This window comes from Acuticoccus sp. I52.16.1, assembly GCF_022865125.1.
In the GTDB taxonomy this organism is placed as follows: Bacteria; Pseudomonadota; Alphaproteobacteria; order Rhizobiales; family Amorphaceae; genus Acuticoccus.
Genome location: NZ_CP094828.1, coordinates 2363459 through 2379518 on the forward strand (window position 1 = coordinate 2363459; position 16060 = coordinate 2379518).

The 16060-nt window shown below is 67.5% G+C and carries 20 protein-coding genes; 18 read left to right on the top strand and 2 right to left on the bottom strand.

Going from position 1 to position 16060, the window contains the following annotated elements; genetic code table 11:
* Nucleotides 1-338: 338 nt before the first annotated feature.
* The 18 genes from MRB58_RS10725 to MRB58_RS10810 all read left to right on the top strand — a co-directional run bounded on the left by MRB58_RS10725 (nucleotide 339) and on the right by MRB58_RS10810 (nucleotide 14977).
* Nucleotides 339-1529 (top strand): hypothetical protein, encoded by a 1191-nt coding sequence (locus MRB58_RS10725; RefSeq protein WP_244781695.1) that lies wholly within the window; start codon nucleotides 339-341, stop codon nucleotides 1527-1529.
* Entirely contained in the window at nucleotides 1477-2472 is a 996-nt protein-coding gene (locus MRB58_RS10730) for a hypothetical protein (RefSeq protein ID WP_244781696.1), read from the top strand. The genes MRB58_RS10725 and MRB58_RS10730 overlap by 53 nt, the downstream gene beginning before the upstream one ends.
* Nucleotides 2473-2587: 115 nt before the next feature.
* Entirely contained in the window at nucleotides 2588-3184 is a 597-nt protein-coding gene (locus MRB58_RS10735) for a sigma factor (RefSeq protein WP_244781697.1), read from the top strand.
* Nucleotides 3185-3197: 13 nt separating this feature from the next.
* Complete coding sequence (locus tag MRB58_RS10740; RefSeq protein ID WP_244781698.1) at nucleotides 3198-3542, top strand: hypothetical protein; 345 nt, start codon at nucleotides 3198-3200, stop codon at nucleotides 3540-3542.
* Nucleotides 3542-4063 carry a hypothetical protein gene (locus MRB58_RS10745; protein ID WP_244781699.1) on the top strand — a complete coding sequence of 174 codons (522 nt, stop codon included), beginning with the start codon at nucleotides 3542-3544 and terminating at the stop codon, nucleotides 4061-4063. Before MRB58_RS10740 ends, MRB58_RS10745 begins: the two co-directional genes overlap by 1 nt.
* Entirely contained in the window at nucleotides 4060-4341 is a 282-nt protein-coding gene (locus tag MRB58_RS10750) for a hypothetical protein (RefSeq protein WP_244781700.1), read from the top strand. The genes MRB58_RS10745 and MRB58_RS10750 overlap by 4 nt, the downstream gene beginning before the upstream one ends.
* The gene (locus MRB58_RS10755; protein WP_244781701.1) at nucleotides 4341-5204 is read left to right on the top strand and encodes an ATP-binding protein; all 864 of its coding nucleotides are present in this window, start codon (nucleotides 4341-4343) and stop codon (nucleotides 5202-5204) included. The genes MRB58_RS10750 and MRB58_RS10755 overlap by 1 nt, the downstream gene beginning before the upstream one ends.
* Nucleotides 5201-5785: a hypothetical protein gene (locus MRB58_RS10760; protein ID WP_244781702.1), complete on the top strand. Its 585-nt coding sequence runs from the start codon at nucleotides 5201-5203 to the stop codon at nucleotides 5783-5785. The genes MRB58_RS10755 and MRB58_RS10760 overlap by 4 nt, the downstream gene beginning before the upstream one ends.
* Nucleotides 5786-5797: 12 nt before the next feature.
* Nucleotides 5798-7507: a DEAD/DEAH box helicase gene (locus tag MRB58_RS10765; protein WP_244781703.1), complete on the top strand. Its 1710-nt coding sequence runs from the start codon at nucleotides 5798-5800 to the stop codon at nucleotides 7505-7507.
* A 198-nt stretch (nucleotides 7508-7705) separates the two neighbouring features.
* Nucleotides 7706-7909, top strand: a complete 204-nt coding sequence (locus tag MRB58_RS10770) for a DUF6511 domain-containing protein (protein WP_244781704.1) — start codon at nucleotides 7706-7708, stop codon at nucleotides 7907-7909.
* Nucleotides 7909-8670, top strand: coding sequence for a hypothetical protein (locus MRB58_RS10775; RefSeq protein WP_244781705.1), 762 nt, complete (start codon nucleotides 7909-7911; stop codon nucleotides 8668-8670). Before MRB58_RS10770 ends, MRB58_RS10775 begins: the two co-directional genes overlap by 1 nt.
* A complete protein-coding gene (locus MRB58_RS10780) occupies nucleotides 8667-11051 on the top strand; it encodes an AAA family ATPase (protein WP_244781706.1) in 2385 nt (794 codons plus the stop codon). Before MRB58_RS10775 ends, MRB58_RS10780 begins: the two co-directional genes overlap by 4 nt.
* A 323-nt stretch (nucleotides 11052-11374) precedes the next feature.
* On the top strand, nucleotides 11375-11908 hold the full coding sequence (locus tag MRB58_RS10785; protein ID WP_244781707.1) for a crossover junction endodeoxyribonuclease RuvC: 534 nt from the start codon (nucleotides 11375-11377) through the stop codon (nucleotides 11906-11908).
* Entirely contained in the window at nucleotides 11905-12108 is a 204-nt protein-coding gene (locus MRB58_RS10790; protein WP_244781708.1) for a hypothetical protein, read from the top strand. The genes MRB58_RS10785 and MRB58_RS10790 overlap by 4 nt, the downstream gene beginning before the upstream one ends.
* A complete protein-coding gene (locus tag MRB58_RS10795) occupies nucleotides 12101-12529 on the top strand; it encodes a DUF6362 family protein (protein WP_244781709.1) in 429 nt (142 codons plus the stop codon). The genes MRB58_RS10790 and MRB58_RS10795 overlap by 8 nt, the downstream gene beginning before the upstream one ends.
* Before the next feature lie 549 nt (nucleotides 12530-13078).
* On the top strand, nucleotides 13079-13324 hold the full coding sequence (locus MRB58_RS10800; RefSeq protein WP_244781710.1) for a hypothetical protein: 246 nt from the start codon (nucleotides 13079-13081) through the stop codon (nucleotides 13322-13324).
* A 43-nt stretch (nucleotides 13325-13367) separates the two neighbouring features.
* Nucleotides 13368-14741, top strand: coding sequence for a site-specific DNA-methyltransferase (locus MRB58_RS10805; protein WP_244781711.1), 1374 nt, complete (start codon nucleotides 13368-13370; stop codon nucleotides 14739-14741).
* The gene (locus MRB58_RS10810) at nucleotides 14738-14977 is read left to right on the top strand and encodes a hypothetical protein (RefSeq protein WP_244781712.1); all 240 of its coding nucleotides are present in this window, start codon (nucleotides 14738-14740) and stop codon (nucleotides 14975-14977) included. The genes MRB58_RS10805 and MRB58_RS10810 overlap by 4 nt, the downstream gene beginning before the upstream one ends.
* Before the next feature lie 32 nt (nucleotides 14978-15009).
* Here the strand turns inward: MRB58_RS10810 and MRB58_RS10815 are convergent, their stop codons facing one another.
* Together MRB58_RS10815 and MRB58_RS10820 are read right to left on the bottom strand one after the other, a co-directional pair.
* On the bottom strand, nucleotides 15010-15495 hold the full coding sequence (locus MRB58_RS10815) for a DUF3489 domain-containing protein (protein ID WP_244781713.1): 486 nt from the start codon (nucleotides 15493-15495) through the stop codon (nucleotides 15010-15012).
* Nucleotides 15496-15593: 98 nt separating this feature from the next.
* On the bottom strand, nucleotides 15594-15971 hold the full coding sequence (locus MRB58_RS10820; protein WP_244781714.1) for a hypothetical protein: 378 nt from the start codon (nucleotides 15969-15971) through the stop codon (nucleotides 15594-15596).
* Nucleotides 15972-16060 lie beyond the last annotated feature (89 nt).

Genomic DNA, 16060 nt, shown 5'->3' on the forward strand with positions numbered 1-16060 from the left:
GGGGCTCGGTACATCAGGCGGCCTCGAATTCGGGGTGCCCACTGCCTCTACGCATCCGTGCAGGAAAACGTCCCACTCCCGTGGAGGGTGTGGATTGCGGCCAGACGCGGACTCGACTCTTGGTTGCCGTCTTCGGTAGAACACAATCGGAACAATCGAATGTGTCCGAGAGAGCCGGTTTGTGGCCGGCCACGTTCTGCAGCGCAAGATTTCGCGCGAGCTGAAGCGGATCGCCGGCGCGGTTCGGATTCTATCCGACCGAATGAGCCTCCGGACCGAAAGGAGTTCGTGTGCCGAATAGAATCAAGAATTTCGTCGATCGCGCCTTCTCGAGGACCGTGGACCTCGAATTGCTCCAGCGTCTGCTGAGACCGTATCTTGAGCAGATAGATTTCGATTGGGAAGATCTTCCCGGTGATGAAGGCAAGCGGCGCGAAGCGATCTTCGATCTCTTTGCGAAGGCGGACATGCGGTTTCCGGCCAAACTACAATTTGCCCTATTCAACATCTCCACTCTGTCCACCGACGCCGGTGCCCGGATTATTCAGGAGATCGCCACAGAGGCTGGCGTCGACATCTTGGCCCGTCATCGCGCCGATGGCAGCGACGCCGATCTGCGCTTCACCCCGCGCTTCATGGCTCTGGTTGCGTGGCTGGACCATCGTGCCATTTTCGAGCGCGCGCTCAGCGCTGCCGCTTTTCTCGCCCATTCCACCAAGCTCGAGCGCGATGCGGACCGTGAAGATGTCGATCCGCGGCATCACGAAGCCGGTGTGCAAGAAGCTTTCGCTGAGGCGGTTAGACGACACTTCGCCAGTCGCTACAACGGGCACTACTGCGACGTGCGATGGTTCGAAGAAGAGGATCTGATCCGGGTCCTTATCTTGCACGGCTCCAAGCCGGAGACGAAGAACGTCGATCAGGAGGGCGCCGAGGACACCCTCAAGTTCCGGGAGATCATCCAATCCACCATAGAGTACGACCCGCGGCGAGGTTCCGTCTCAGTCGGCTCGAGATCGCCAGCAGACGCCAAGAAGCTGGTCAAGCTGTTCGGAGACTACGTTCTCGGTGACGGAGATATATTTGAAGCGTCGGCGAAAGAGCAGCTCTACACGCTCTCGCCGCTGCAAAGGCAAGGCGCCGCTTTCAAGTTCCACTTCGATGCCGAGGAGGACATCTCCCATGTCGCTTTGCGCGAGGTTCGCGTCGACGAAGCACAAATCACGACGACGGGCCGTCTACGTCGCTCGCCGTGGTTCCTGACGCTCGGGGATTCGCAGAACGCCCTGAAACGCCTCAAGGACGTTGCCGCCGACCTCGATATAGCCGACCTCCGGATTGTGCACGCTAAGATCGACGTGACCATCGAAGTGGAGGGCAGCGACATCGTGGTACCGGTGACCATCCGTCCCCCGCGCACCGTCAGTATGCGCGACCACTCGCACGAACGGCTCATTCTCGAGATGCTGGAAGACAATGGCATTCGCATCCGCCGCAGACTTGGTCAGGTTGCTGCTGCGGCAGAGTGATCGTCACCCGATCCGTGCCATCGGCGCTACCGAGCTGGGGTCCTACGACCCAACCATCGTCCGTTCCTTCCGCAACCTGGGGATCCTCATCGAGCGGGAGGATCTGCGTGACGACGGCTTGAACATCTTTCACCTCGTCGGCGATGCACTGGTTACCGTCGATGCGGAGACAGGCGAGTGCGAACGCCACGAGGATACGCTCGACGTCAGGACCTTCGATATCGACATCGCTGCGCTGTGCCGCGCGATCCGTGAGCAGTCTGAGTTGGTCGGACCTGGCCCGACGCTGATGTCCTCGAGGGTCTGGCGGCTCGGCCGACACGACCGCCATGGACGCAGTGCGGAGATCTGCTTGGTCAGGCGGCTGCGTGAGGACACCGCGCAGGAAATTGTGGATCACCTGCGCGGGGCCATCGATGGTGAAGTCCCGATCGCTCTGATCGGCCTCGGGAGCTCCAACATGCCGACGGCGGTCACCCGCCAACTCGAGGTTCTTCGCATTGCAGTGGCCCGCGCCGAAGATCTCTTGGGTGACTGCCCGGATCGTCCTTTTGCGCTTGATCTTGATCGCATCCGTGTGCCCACGGCACCGCAATCTAAAACTTCCCGCCTCCAAATCGACCGCATCGGTCGCCGTGCGCTCTTCGACGGTGTCGAACTCGACGTCGAGCCGCGAGACTTCGACTCGCTCGTCCTGCTTGCCGAGGAAGCCGTAGCTGCCGGAGGCTGGGTGCCGAGGGAAGGCCTATCGGCCACGCTGCAGGCCAGCACGAGACGGGTGGGCAATCCTGAACAGGCCGACCGTTGCATAAACCGGCTGCGCGATTCCTTCCGTAAAGACACGCGGCTGAAAGGCGTCCCCAGAAACGGGTTCATCGAGCGAAAGTCCAAGGTTGGCGCTCGCCTCGACCTCGATTCTTCGGAGATCTCGTTCATCGCGTAGCCTGAAACGCAGCGCCGGGAGGTTTTCAGGAGGTTTTCAGGAGCAGTCCGAGAGGTAAACAATTTCAGCATGTTGGAAGGTCGGGTCGTGACGGAAACGACCAGGACCGAACGACATGCAGTACCCGGTTTCCCCCGACGACCTACATACCCTGATCCGCGAAGCGGACGCAGCCGCGCGTCGGCTGCACCGCAAGCTGCGACTTCCGGCAGCCGATCTCGATGACCTCCGGCAGGACCTCCTCACCGACCTGATCGCCCGGATGCCGGGGTTTGACCCTGAGCGCGGCAGCCTCGGCGCGTTCGCCGGCTTGGTGATGCGCAACCGGTCGGTGCGGATCGCGGAGATGGTCGCTCGCCAGCGGCGCCTCGCCGCCGGTGGGCCGATGTCCCTCGACGCTCCGGCGGTCGACGCTGATCGCGCTTCCCTCGGCGATGAGCTCTCGGAGGCGGATGGGCTCGCCGCCTGGCACGGCCAGCGGATCGACCACTTCGATCAGGTCGACGGGCGACTCGACGTCGAACGCGCCATCGCCGGCATTGCCATGCGCGACCGTCCGCTCTGCGCGGCGCTCGCGGACCGGTCCGTCGATCGCCTGGCGAACGCCGGCTTCGGCGCCCGCACGTCCCTCTACCGCCGGGTCCGTGAGCTCCGGATGACGTTCGCCGCCCATGGCCTGCGGCCGGGGTGGGACGTTTTCCGAGCCGCGTGAGTAGAGGCTAGTCATGCCCCTCTCAAACATCCTCCACTTCACCCGGCCGGCGGCGCCGCTTAGCGAGATCGAGCTGTGCGGCTGGATCGGCCAGGCGGCGCCCGGCGCGGCGCTCGAGTACCATCGCGGCTTCCTCGCGCTGGACACGGTTGCGGCCGCTGCGCGGCTGCCGAACGACCAGCGCGAAGAGCTGCTGCGCATGTCCCGCCGCGCCATGTGGGCGTCCGAGCAGGGCCTCGTCCACCTCGTGCAGCGCCGGCTCGAGCCGGACTGCTTCTCCTACCTCGCGATCGCGCGCCCGAAGCTCCGACAGGAGCGCGTGTCCCTATCCCAACTCATCACCCAAGAGGCTGCCTGATGACCGCTGCAAGCACAGCGTCCGTCCGTGCGGACGCGCACGCCAACCATGTCCGGCTCGAGGGTCTCGACCGGATGCAGATCGGCGACATCGCCGCGCTGCCCGCCGAGGACCTCGCGCTCCTGCAGGACGAGGCGACGACCGCCTTCGAGGCCGCGAAGCGCACGAAGGAGTGGCTCGAGAGCGCCATCGCGATGCGCTTCGCCGAGCGGGCCAACGTCGCCCGCCTCTCCGACGGCAAGGACACCGGCACCGTCCGCTTCGAGGAGGGTCAGGTGACGGTCGTCGCCGATCTCCCGAAGCGCATCGATTGGGACCAGGACGCGCTCGCCGGGATCGTGGAGCGGATCCGCGAGGCCGGCGATGAGCCCGCCGACTACGTCGAAACAACCTTGAAAGTCCCCGAGCGCCGCTACGGCGCGTGGCCGCCCGCGATCGCCGAGACCTTCGAGCCTGCCCGCACCGTGCGCACGGGCAAGCAAACCTTCCGCCTTTTCCTGAACACCGAGGTGTCCCGATGACCGATCTCGCCAAGCTGCGCGCGTCGAACTACGCGCTCCAGTCGCTGCCCGAGACCATCCGTGTGCCGGTGCAGCCGCCGGCGCGCGCCGAGCCGGCCGCCAAGCCACTGGTCGATGCCACGGTCGACGAGCTCGCCTTCAGCCTGACCGTCGCCGAGGACGAGCTGAACGCCGCCAGCGATCGCCTCTACGCGCTGCGCCGGCTGCTGCGGCTCGCCCGCGAGGCCGGTGCGATTGGCACGGACCGCCCGGCCGACATCGTGACGGGTGACCGCTGATGAGTCTCCCGATCATCACCGCCGACCAGCGCCTCGCGGAGCCGCGCGGCATCAAGGGCTGCATCTTCGGCAAGTCCGGCATCGGCAAGACGAGCCTCTTGTGGACGCTCGACCCCGCCGAGACGCTGTTCATGGACCTCGAAGCGGGCGATCTCGCCATCGAGGGCTGGCCGGGCGACACCATCCGGCCGCGCACCTGGACTGAGTGCCGGGACTTCGCCGTCTTCATCGGCGGCCCGAACCCGGCGCTGCGAGACGACCAGGTCTACGGCCCGGCGCACTACGATGCTGTCTGCGAGGAGTTCGGCGATCCCGCCGCGCTCGACCGCTACACGACGGTGTTCGTCGACTCGATCACCGTTGCCGGCCGGCTCTGCTTCCAGTGGTGCAAGGGCCAGCCGGACGCGGTCTCCGAGCGGACCGGCAAGCCGGACGTGCGCGGTGCCTACGGCCTTCACGGCCGCGAGATGATCGGCTGGCTCACGCACCTCCAGCACACGCGGGCGAAGAATGTCTGGTTCGTCGGGATCCTCGACGAGCGGCTCGACGACTTCAACCGCAAGGTCTTCCAGCCGCAGATCGACGGCTCGAAGACCGGGCTCGAGCTCCCCGGCATCGTCGACGAGGTCATCACGATGGCCGAGCTGAAGGATGCCGAGGACCGGCCGACCCGCGCCTTCGTCTGCCACACGCTCAACCCATGGGGCTTCCCTGCGAAGGATCGCTCCGGCCGCCTCGACGTCAGCGAGGAACCGCACCTCGGCCGGCTCATGGACAAGATCCGCGCGCCGGCACCGCCCGCGCCCGAACGCCTCTCCTACGACCGCCCCATCACCGACGCCAACGAAGGAGCTCCCCGATGACCGGGTCCTGGTTCGATTTTTCCGACGCCCCGTCCAACGTGAACATCATCCCGAAGGGCACGCTGGCGAAGGTACGCCTCACCATCCGTCCCGGCGGCCACGACAATGCCGAGAAGGGCTGGACCGGCGGCTATGCCACGATGGGCTCGACGGGGTCTGTCTACCTCAACGCCGAGTACACCGTGCTCGAAGGCGAGTACGCCGGCCGGAAGATCTGGTCGCTGATCGGGCTCCACAGCGAGAAGGGCCCCACGTGGTCGGAAATGGGCCGCAGCTTCGTGCGCAACATGCTGTGCTCGGCCCGCGGCGTGTCCGCGAAGGACAAGACGCCGGCCGCGAACAAGGCGCTGCACATCGCCGGCTTCCACGATCTCGATGGGCTCGAGTTCATCGCGCGCATCGAAGTCGGCACCGACACCGAGGGCCAGGACAAGAACGAGATCCGTACGCCCATCACGCCGGACCACCGCGACTACGCGGAGCTGATGGGGCGCGTGCCCGCGCCGCGTCCCGGGGCTGGCGGTCAGACCGGGGCCTCGTCGAGCCGTCCGGCCACGGGTCGCCCGCAGTGGGCGCAGTGACGGAGCTACCCGATGCTGCTTCGTCCGCGACAGAAGGTGTTCGTCGAGCGCAGCGTGAGCGCGCTCGGCGAGCACGGAAACACCCTCGGGGTGGCCCCGACCGGGGCCGGAAAAACCGTCATGCTGTCGGCCGTCGCCGGCAGCATGATCGGCGCCACGGACGCGAAGGCGTGCGTGCTCGCCCATCGCGACGAGCTCACGGACCAGAACCGGTCGAAGTTCGCGCGGGTCAATCCGAACATCACAACGTCGGTCGTCGATGCCGCCGATAAGTCCTGGGACGGACAGGCGACATTCGCGATGGTGCCGACGCTCGCGCGGCCTGCGAACCTCGACGCAATGCCGGCGCTCGACCTCCTCGTCATCGACGAGGCGCATCACGCCGTCGCCTCCAGCTACCGCCGCATCATCGACCACGCGCTGCGCCGCAATCCGATGTGTCGGGTCTACGGCGTCACGGCGACCCCGAGCCGGGGCGACCGGAAAGGACTCCGCGACGTCTTCTCGAACGTCGCGGACCAAATCCGCATCCGCGAGCTGATCGCGTCCGGCCATCTCGTCCCGCCGCGGACGTTCGTCATCGACGTCGGCGTGCAGGACGACCTCGGCAAGGTCCGCCGCACGGCTGAGGACTTCGACATGAGCGCGGTCGACGCGATCATGAACAAGGCTCCCGTCACCGAGGCGATCATTCGGCACTGGAAGGAGAAGGCCGGCGATCGTCAGACCGTCGTCTTCGCCTCGACGGTCGCGCACAGCAGGAACGTCGCTGAGGCGTTTCGCGCGGAGGGCGTCGCCGCGGGTGTCGTCGAAGGCGATATGCCGACCGCCGATCGTGAAGCGGTACTGACCGCCTACGGAGCCGGCCGCCTACGTGTCGTTGTCAACGTCGCTGTGCTGACGGAAGGCTGGGACCACCCGCCGACGAGCTGCGTCGTCCTGCTGCGGCCCAGCTCCTACAAGTCGACGCTGATCCAGATGGTCGGCCGCGGGCTCCGGACGGTCTCACCGGAGGAGCACCCCCGCGTCGTGAAGACGGACTGCATCGTCCTCGACTTCGGCACGTCCACGCGCATCCACGGTTCGCTGGAGCAGGACGTGACGCTCGAGCACCGCGAGCGCGAGGACGAGGGCGAGGCGCCGACGAAGACGTGTCCGAGCTGCAGCGGGACGGTCCCGCTCTTCGCTCTCGACTGCCCGCTCTGCGGCGAGGTGCTGGTCGGGGCGGACGAAGGGAAGACGGAGGAGCACGCCGACGGCACGCTCTCCGACTTCATCATGTCAGAGGTCGACCTCCTGAAGCGCTCCAGCTTTGCCTGGGTCGACCTCTTCGGCGACGACGGCGCGCTGGTAGCCAACGGCTTCTCCGCCTGGGGCGGCGCCTTCTTCCTCGAGGGCCGCTGGTACGGCGTGGGCGGACGGTCGCAGCGTCGCCCGAAGCTCCTCGCCGTCGGCGAGCGCGCGGTCTGCGTCGCGGCGGCCGACGACTGGCTTAACGAGCACGAGACGGACGAGAGCGCGCACAAGACAAGGCGCTGGCTCGACGAGCCGGCGACACAAAAGCAGCTCGCATACCTGCCCGCCGAGCATCGGCTCGACTTCGGGCTGACCCGCTACCGCGCCTCCGCACTGCTCACGTTCCGGTTCAATCGGCGCGGCATCCAGGACCTCGTGAGGGCCGCGTCCGAGGCGACGCCGGCGTCGATCGCGGAGGCAGCGTGATGCTCCATGCCCAACAGCACCGTCACCGACCGCATTCGCCTCTGGCACCCACGCTGGCGGCTGTGCGCCGTCTGCGCCCGGCCGGCCCGCGGGTTCGGCTGGACCGACCCCTGGCCGTCGCGCGTCCCGCGACCGCCTCGCTGGTTCTGCTCGCACGCGTGCCAGCGCTTCTGGAGCGAGCGTCTCAGGGAGTTCGGCATGGTTGATCTGACCGAGCAGGAGCACGCCGCCATCGGCGTCACCATACGCCGCCTTGGAGCGCTGATGGGGGAGATCGGCTGGGACACCCGCTTCGCCGACCTCTCCGAGGCCGAGGTCCGCGCCCTCATCGCCGAGTCCGTCGAGGGCTTCCGCGAGGCAATGGCCGAGACCGCTGCGGAGATGCCGGAGGTCCCATTCTGATGCTCACCTTCAACCCATCCTTCGCCGACCGGCTGAATGGGCTGGTCGACGACGCGCTCGAAGCCGAGCGGTCCGCTACGCTGCCACGGGACTACCTCGGCGCCTCGCGGCTCGGGGTCTCGTGCGAGCGCGCGCTCCAGTTCGAGTTCGCGCGTGCGCCGGTCGACGACGGCGCCGGCTTCGACGGCCGCACCCTGCGCATCTTCGCCATCGGACACGCGCTGGAGGATCTCGCGGTCCGGTGGCTGCGCGACGCCGGTGTCGATCTTTACACGCGCAAGGGCGACCGGCCGGACGGCGGACAGTTCGGCTTCTCCGTCGCCAACGGGCGCATCCAGGGCCACGTGGACGGCATCGTCGCCGGTGCGCCCGAGCCACTCGGTCTTGCTGTCCCCGCCCTCTGGGAGTGCAAGACCATGAGCGCGAAGAACTGGCGGGATACGGTCGCCAAGGGCGTCGTGATCGCCAAACCGGTCTACGCCGCTCAGATCGCGCTCTACCAGGCGTACATGGAGCCGAGCGTCCCCGGTATCTCCGAGGCACCGGCGCTCTTCACCGCCGTCAACAAGGACACGGCCGAGCTTCACCACGAGCTCGTCCCGTTCGACGGCGCGCTCGCCCAGCGCATGAGCGACCGAGCCGTGCGGATCCTGCAGGCCACCGACGCCGGCGAGCTGCTGCCCCGGATGGCCACCACCCGCGACCACTTCGAGTGCCGGTTCTGCCCCTGGGCGGAGCGCTGCTGGGAGCTTGCCCCATGACCGACGACCGCGATCCCGAGACGCACGACGCCCCCGCCGACAAGGACACGCAGGAGCCGGTCGAGAAGCGAGTCGAGCAGGCGGACGACAACCTCGTCCACTTCAACCCATGGCGCGACTTCAGCGATGCGCCGCGCCGGATCGACGTATTCGGCGATGAGCCCGATGCCGAGCAGATCGCGACGTTCATGGGCGTGGTCTTCGGCTACAGCGAGGGGCTGATCCCGGTCCGCAGCTTCATCGACAAGGGCCAGGGGTTCGACGGCCGGCCCCACAACATCTGGGTCGACGCCAACGAGGCTGCGCCCGAGAAGATGACGACCTTCGCCCGCTGGGCGTGGCGCGAGGGGGCGGCCGTCTACGTCATCCCCGGCGTGGTGGCTGAGCAGGGCCAGGCGAAGGCCACGGACATCGTCGGCATGCAGACGGTCGTCGTCGATCTCGACTGCGGCGACATCGACGCCAAGCTCGCCCACCTGGCGCGCCATCTCGGTCAGCCGACGATGATCGTCGAAAGCGGTGGCGTGACCGGCGACGGCCAGCAGAAGTGCCATGTCTGGTGGAAGCTCAGCGAGCCGGCCGAGGGCGAGGAAATCGCCCGTGTCTGCCGTCTGCGCGGCGAGATTGCCGTGAAGGTCGGCGGCGACAAGCACTTCCGCTCGGCGCATCAGCCGATCCGCGTCGCCGGCAGCGTCTACTACAAAAACAACTTCAAGACGCTCGTGCGCATCGTCGAAGTCGACCCGTACCTCGACCACGACCTGACCGAGCTCGAGGAGGCGGTGCTGGACATGCCGCCCGCGCCGGGCATCACGTTCGAGCCTAGCTTCGCGCAGGACGACAAGCCGCTCGTCGAGGACGTTCTCACCAGACCCGTCCGCGAGGGCGCGCAGGACGGCTGGTCGCGCTTCGAGGGCGCCTCCGCCGCCATCGGCCACTTCATCCGCATGGTCCACGAGGGCCGCATGACGAAGGACGAGGGCTGGGAGGGCATCTGCCAGTACAACGCCGCCATGCTGCGCCCCTCGTGGTCCGTGGAGCGGCTTCAGCGCGAGTCCGAGCGCATCTGGGCGCTGCACGTCGAGAAGAACGGCCCGCCGGCGCTCAGCGTCTCGTTGCGCGCTCCCGGGCCGATCCAAGTGGACGCGTTCTCGCTTGGAGCGCTACTCGACGACCGCAGCCCCATGCCGGAGGATCTGATCGCGCCGCGAGTGCTCACTCCGGGCGGGCTGCTCGTGCTCGGCGGTGCGCCGAAGGTCGGCAAGTCCGACTTCCTGATCAGCTGGCTGGTCCACATGGCCGCGGGGGAGCCATTCCTGGGCTTCGCACCGCCGCGCCCTCTGCGCGTGTTCTACCTGCAGGCGGAGATCCAATACGACTATCTTCGTGAGCGGCTGCAGTCGATTGCGCTCGATCCGGATGTCATCGCGAGGGCGCGAGGGACATTCGTGGCGACACCGAAGCTGCGGCTCCTCCTCGACTCGGACGGTCAGACAGGCGTCGCGGAAGCGATCCGCCACGCCTTCCCGGACGAACCGGTCGACGTCCTCTGCATCGACCCCATCCGCAACGTCTTCGACGGCGGCACGGATGGCGGCGGCGAGAACGACAACGATGCCATGATGTTCTTCCTGCGGGAGCGGGTCGAGCTCCTCCGCGAGGCGGTGAACCCCGACTGCGGCGTAATCCTCGCCCACCACACGAAGAAGCTCGCCAAGCAACAGGTCAAGGAGGATCCCTTCCTGGCGCTCTCCGGCGCGAGCTCCCTGCGGGGCTTCTACACGTCCGGCATCATCATGCATCGGCCGGACGAGGAGCGAACCGAGCGGCGGCTTGAGATTGAGCTGCGCAACGGTCCAGCAATGCCGGCCATGCTCGTCGACAAGCGCGGCGGGCGATGGGTGGAGATCCGCCAGCAGGGAGAGCGTCTGGTTCGCGCCGAGTATGGAGCGCAACTCGATGCCGAACGTCTCCGGAAGCGCGACGCCATCCTGGAGCTGCTGCTCAGCGAGGCCGCCGAGGGGCGCATGTACAGCGCCTATCAGTTCGCGGAGACCTTCGAGAACAAGGCCGGGCTCGGTGGCCTCTCGACGATCCGCGAGCGCCTCAGCGTGCTCGCCACGAAGGGCTACGTGAAGTTCGTGAAAGACGAGGCTGCGCGAGCGCTCGGTCTCGACAGCGCGCGACTGAAGTTCGGCTTCCTGTGCGCCGAAGGGATGGTCTTGGGTCCCCTGGAGGACGCCGTCGATGAGGAAACCGGCGAAGTCTTTCGGGGTGGCCGCCCGGTCCTCCCGAGCCACCATAAATGCGCACAGACCGGCGCCGCGCTACCGGTCGAGAACCCGTCCGTTTGGGTTCACCGCGAGGAGGACGCCGCGTGATCGGAGCGCCCAACGCCCACCATTCCAGTTGCCAAATCGCGTTGGCAACTGGCCAGTTGTCATTGGCAACTGCCGGCTGGCAACTGGATTGGCATCTGCAAAACGCCCGTCGGAACATAGCCTTAGGCACAGTTTTCCAGTTGCCAATGACAACTCAGTTGCTGAAATTTTGGCATCTGCAAAAGCGCCCTGTTTTCAATCGCTTAGTCCAGTTGCCAGTTGCTAGACAGATCCCCCCTAAAGGGGGAGCGCGCCCATGGGGCGCCGCGCTCCCCCTCGGGACTGGGTCGCCACTCACCCACCATGTCCATCGGGAGCATTCCATGCCCGTGATCAATCGTGCGCGTGAACCGCACACCTCCGCATCGGCCGATCCGATCCGCGGCGAAGCCTATGTGGTCCTCGCACTCGACCTCGGCACCACGACGGGCTGGGCGCTGCGGAATACGGACGGGCTCATCACGAGCGGGACGGTGTCGTTCCGCCCGAGCCGCTACGACGGCGGCGGCATGCGCTACGTCCGCTTCCGCGCCTGGCTGGAGCGGCTGGCGGCCGACGCCGGTCCGATCGGCGCCATCCACTTCGAGGAAGTGCGCCGGCATGTCGGCACGGACGCCGCCCACGTCTTCGGCGGGCTCCTCGCCACGCTGACCGCTTGGGCGGAGACCGCGGGGGTGCCGTATCAGGGCGTCCCCGTCGGCACGATCAAACGGCACGCCACCGGGAAGGGCAACGCCAGCAAGGACGCGATGATCGCAGCGGCCCGCGCCCGCGGGTTCGAGCCCGCCGACGACAATGAGGCTGACGCCATCGCGATCCTGCACTGGGCACTTGAGACCGCGGGAGGCGTCGCATGAGCGGCATGCGGTTCACGCCGAGAGGGTTTGGCGGGCGTCGTCGCAGCCCTGACGCGGTCAAGCGGGACGGCTGGCGCGAGCAGGGCATCCTCGCCGTTGCGGCCGACGACGAGCGGCTCACGTGGCCCGAGCGAGAGCTCGTCCGCCAGCTCGGCGAGAAGCTCTACGGCAAGCGGACGGTGGAGGCGCGCCATGGCTGAGTGGACCAGGGCCGATGTCGAGGCGCGTCTGGAAAGCGCCGCACGGGTGATGCGGTCGCAGCCGTCCGATGGCCCCAGGGGCACGTTCAACGCGTGGCCGGCGTACTTCCACGACTTCGCCGACAAGGTCGGTCAGAAGCCCGAAACGCGAAGGCCCACGCCGTCTCCGCGGGCGATCAGCGAGGCTGAGGAGGCGATGCTGTGGCTGCGCTGGCTTGACGTCGACGATGCGCGGATCGTCTGGGCGCGGGCCGAGCGGACGGCTTGGAAGCCCATCTGCTGGCAGCACGGGATCAGCCGGGCGACGGCGGTGCGACGGCACCTCTACGCGCTCAGCGTGATCGTGTGGCGACTCAACGGGCGGCGCGTGCCGACGAAGCGGTCGAAGCAGTACGTGATCGACGGGGCCCAGGCGGAGTAGCAGGCATGGGGCCGGCGGGAAAACTTCCGGCCCCGCTGTCAAGTATTCTTTCCATCGTGAGACACTTTTCGGTGAGACGCCGCAACGTGGTGACATTGGCCGGGCTGGCGGCTATGTTCCGAGCATGCTCGCGAGACGTGAGCGTAATGGCTTAGCCCGAAGCGCTCTTCGCCGAAAAGCGGGCAGAAACAGCGGCAACGGAGAAAGTTATCCCCGCCGACGATCCTTGAGCGATACTGTGCTCGCCCGCAGTTGTACGGGTCCCTTCTGCCCGCAAACGTATACGGGAGGGCGTGGCGCGACGGTCCGCTAGCGACAGCCGCGATTTTTTGGGAAGCCACCCGGAAGCCGGGATCCACCTGACGAGCCGAAACGCCAGAGTTTCCGGGCGGTCTGACCCCCGGCAGGTGGATCCGACGGTGGATCTGTAGTCCACCTGGATCCGGTAGGGATCCACCCTCGCGGGGTCCAGCTCGAACCATCTCGGCGGAGTCCACCCGACTCCGCATCCACCACGCACCATCCGCGCCGCTCGCAAGCGAGGAAGCCATGTCCGTCTTCGCCGAAGCGACCGCGCCAGCGATCCGCTGGAGCGCGGTGACGCCCGACGACGTGGAGACGTTCGACCCGATGCCGCGTGCGCTGTTCGTCGGCGGCACCGGCAACGTCGCTCTGGAAGACCGCACTGGATCGATCGCCGTCTGGTCCGTCGTCGGCGGCCAGATCCTCCCGGTGTCGCCGCTACGGGTCCGGGCGACGGACACGACAGCGACAAACATCATCGCGCTCTGGTAGCGCGGACCGCGCGCCGCCATCATCCGACAACAGGACGAACCGCATGACCCTCGGCTTCGCGCCGGAGACGATCGAGCTGTGGCCGCTCGAGCGGCTGCAGCCGTACGCGAAGAACGCCAAGCTGCACGGCGAGGACCAAGTTGCGAAGATCGCCGCGAGCATCGCCGAGTTCGGCTGGACGGTGCCGGTGCTCGTCGGCGAGGACGGCGAAGTGATCGCCGGGCATGGCCGCATTCTCGCGGCGCAGAAGCTCGGGCTGAGCGAAGCGCCGGTGATCGTGCTGGGCCATCTCACGGACGAGCAGCGGCGCGCCTACCGGATTGCGGACAATAGGCTAACTGAACTCGGAGCCTGGGATGATGCGCTCCTCTCCGCCGAGCTGAAGGATCTGCTCGCGGACGAGTTCGACCTCTCGCTCATCGGCTTCTCCGACGGCGAGCTCGACAAGCTGCTGGCCGCGGTCCCGGACGAGGACGGCGCAGCGGGTGGGAGTGGCGAAGGCTCCACGCCGCCGGTCACGGTCCCGGAGCCGCCGCGCAATCCGGCGTCGCGCACCGGCGATCTCTGGATCCTCGGCGACCACCGGCTGCTGTGCGGCGACAGCACCAGCGCCGCCGACGTGCGCCGGCTCATGAACGGCGAGCGGGCGGTGCTCTTTGCGACCGATCCGCCGTATCTGGTCGACTATGACGGCTCGAACCACCCGACGCGCAACAAGGATTGGTCCGCCTCCTACGGCACGACCTGGGACGACAGCTCGCAGGGAGCCGAGCTCTACGACGGCTTCATCAGCGCCGCCGTCGCAGAGGCGATCACGGAGGACGCCGCCTGGTATTGCTGGCACGCCTCCCGCCGTCAGGCGATGCTCGAGGCGTGCTGGGAGAAAGTGGGCGCTTTCGTCCACCAGCAGATCATCTGGGTGAAGGATCGCGGGGTCCTCACGCGATCGCACTACCTCTGGAAGCACGAGCCGTGCTTCATGGGCTGGCGTCGTCCGAACCGCCCGCCGAAAGTGGCGGAGGAGACGCTGCCGTCGACGTGGGTGATGCCGAGCTTTGCGAAGGACGAGCGGCCGGATCATCCGACCCCGAAGCCGCTCGACGCGTTCGGGATCCCGATGCGCCAGCATGTCGCCCGCGGCGGTCTCTGCTACGAGCCGTTCTCAGGGTCCGGCTCGCAGATCATGGCGGGCGAGGCCAACGGCCGGCGCGTCTTCGCGATGGAGATAAGCCCGGCCTATGTCGACGTTGCTGTGGAGCGCTGGCAGGCCGAGACCGGCCGGGACGCCGTTCTCGATGACGACGGCCGGACGTTCGCGGAAGTGCGGAAGGAACGACTCGGCGAAGCGGCCGATGCGCCTGTCGACGACGCCGGTGAGGAGCCGCGCATCGGGCGCCGGCGAAGGAAGGCGGCTTGAAGCAGTCTCGCCTGATGTCGCTGGTCGAGGCGATCACGAATGTCGTGGTCGGCTACGGCGTCGCGGTGGCCGCGCAGCTCGCCGTCTTCCCTTGGTTCGGGTTGCCCGCGCGCGTCGCCGACGCTCTCGGGATCGGAGCGATCTTCACCCTCGTGAGCCTCGCGCGCAGCTTCGCGCTGCGCCGCCTGTTCGAGGCGATCCGTATCCGGCGAACGAGCAACGCCGCCGGAGGCTGACCCCAGCGGCGTTGAGTGATGGTGGACGTCTTTCAGCGAGCCAGGCGGTAGACCCGACCCCGGCGCTCGTCCTTCTCGGACGTGACGTCGAGCCCAAGCCGCTTCTTGAGCGCGCCAGCGATGGCGCCTCGAACGGTGTGATGCTGCCAGCCGGTCGCCTCGGCGATCTCGGGAATGGTGGCACCCTCCCGCGCTTCGAGCATAGCGATCAGCGCGGCCTGCTTGGTGCCGGGCCGGGTCTTCGGAGTGGTGTTCTTGGGCGCGCCCGGTTCCTCCGGGCCGGCGATGCTGGCGCTCGGCTCTTTCGGCGTCGGGGCGATGCCGATCGCGCGGAGCCCCGCGTCCGTCGCGACGAGTGTTTCGCCGTCCTCGCGGACGAGGCCTCGCGCGAGGAGCGCGGTCGTGACCTTCTTCGCGGCACCGCCCTTGATGTGCTCCGGCAGGGGCAGGATCTGAAGGCCGGGCCGCTCAGCGGCGGCGGTGAGGACGGCGCGCTGGGTATTGGTGAGTTCGGTCATGGTCGGGTCTCCTTCCGCGCCCGGACGATCGGGCGCTCCTACGACCGCGAGCCGCGCGTCCCGGGTGGGAGCGCAGCCGGCGGCGCGAGGCGCCGCGGTCAGTAGGGAAGCTCGGCCATGATGGCGTAGTCGGCCACGAGGCCCGTCAAATACGGCAACCCATGCGGGATCCCGGTCTCGCGGCTCATACGGCGGCCGATGCGCCAACCCATCCAGCGCTGGGTCGCAGCGTTGATCGCTTCGCCGAGCGGAAGCCCGCGGACCAGCTCGCTGACGACGTCATCGGCGAAGTGCCGGCCGTGGCGGGAGTCGAGGAAGTCCCGCACGCCCTCGGGCGAGCACGTGGTGGCCCTGGCGATCGTCTCGGAGGCGATCGTCCATGCGGCGGCGGTGTCGGTCGCGTGCTCACAGCGTTCGATCGTGCCCCAGAAGCCCCACGCTTCGTTGTTGGTCGAAAGGGTCGTTTCGATGGTCATCGGCGTCGGCTCCAGCGCGGCTCGTGAGCGCTATACACGCTCTGATTGCCGTCGAAGCCAAGCGGATAACCCGATCAGATCATTGCTCT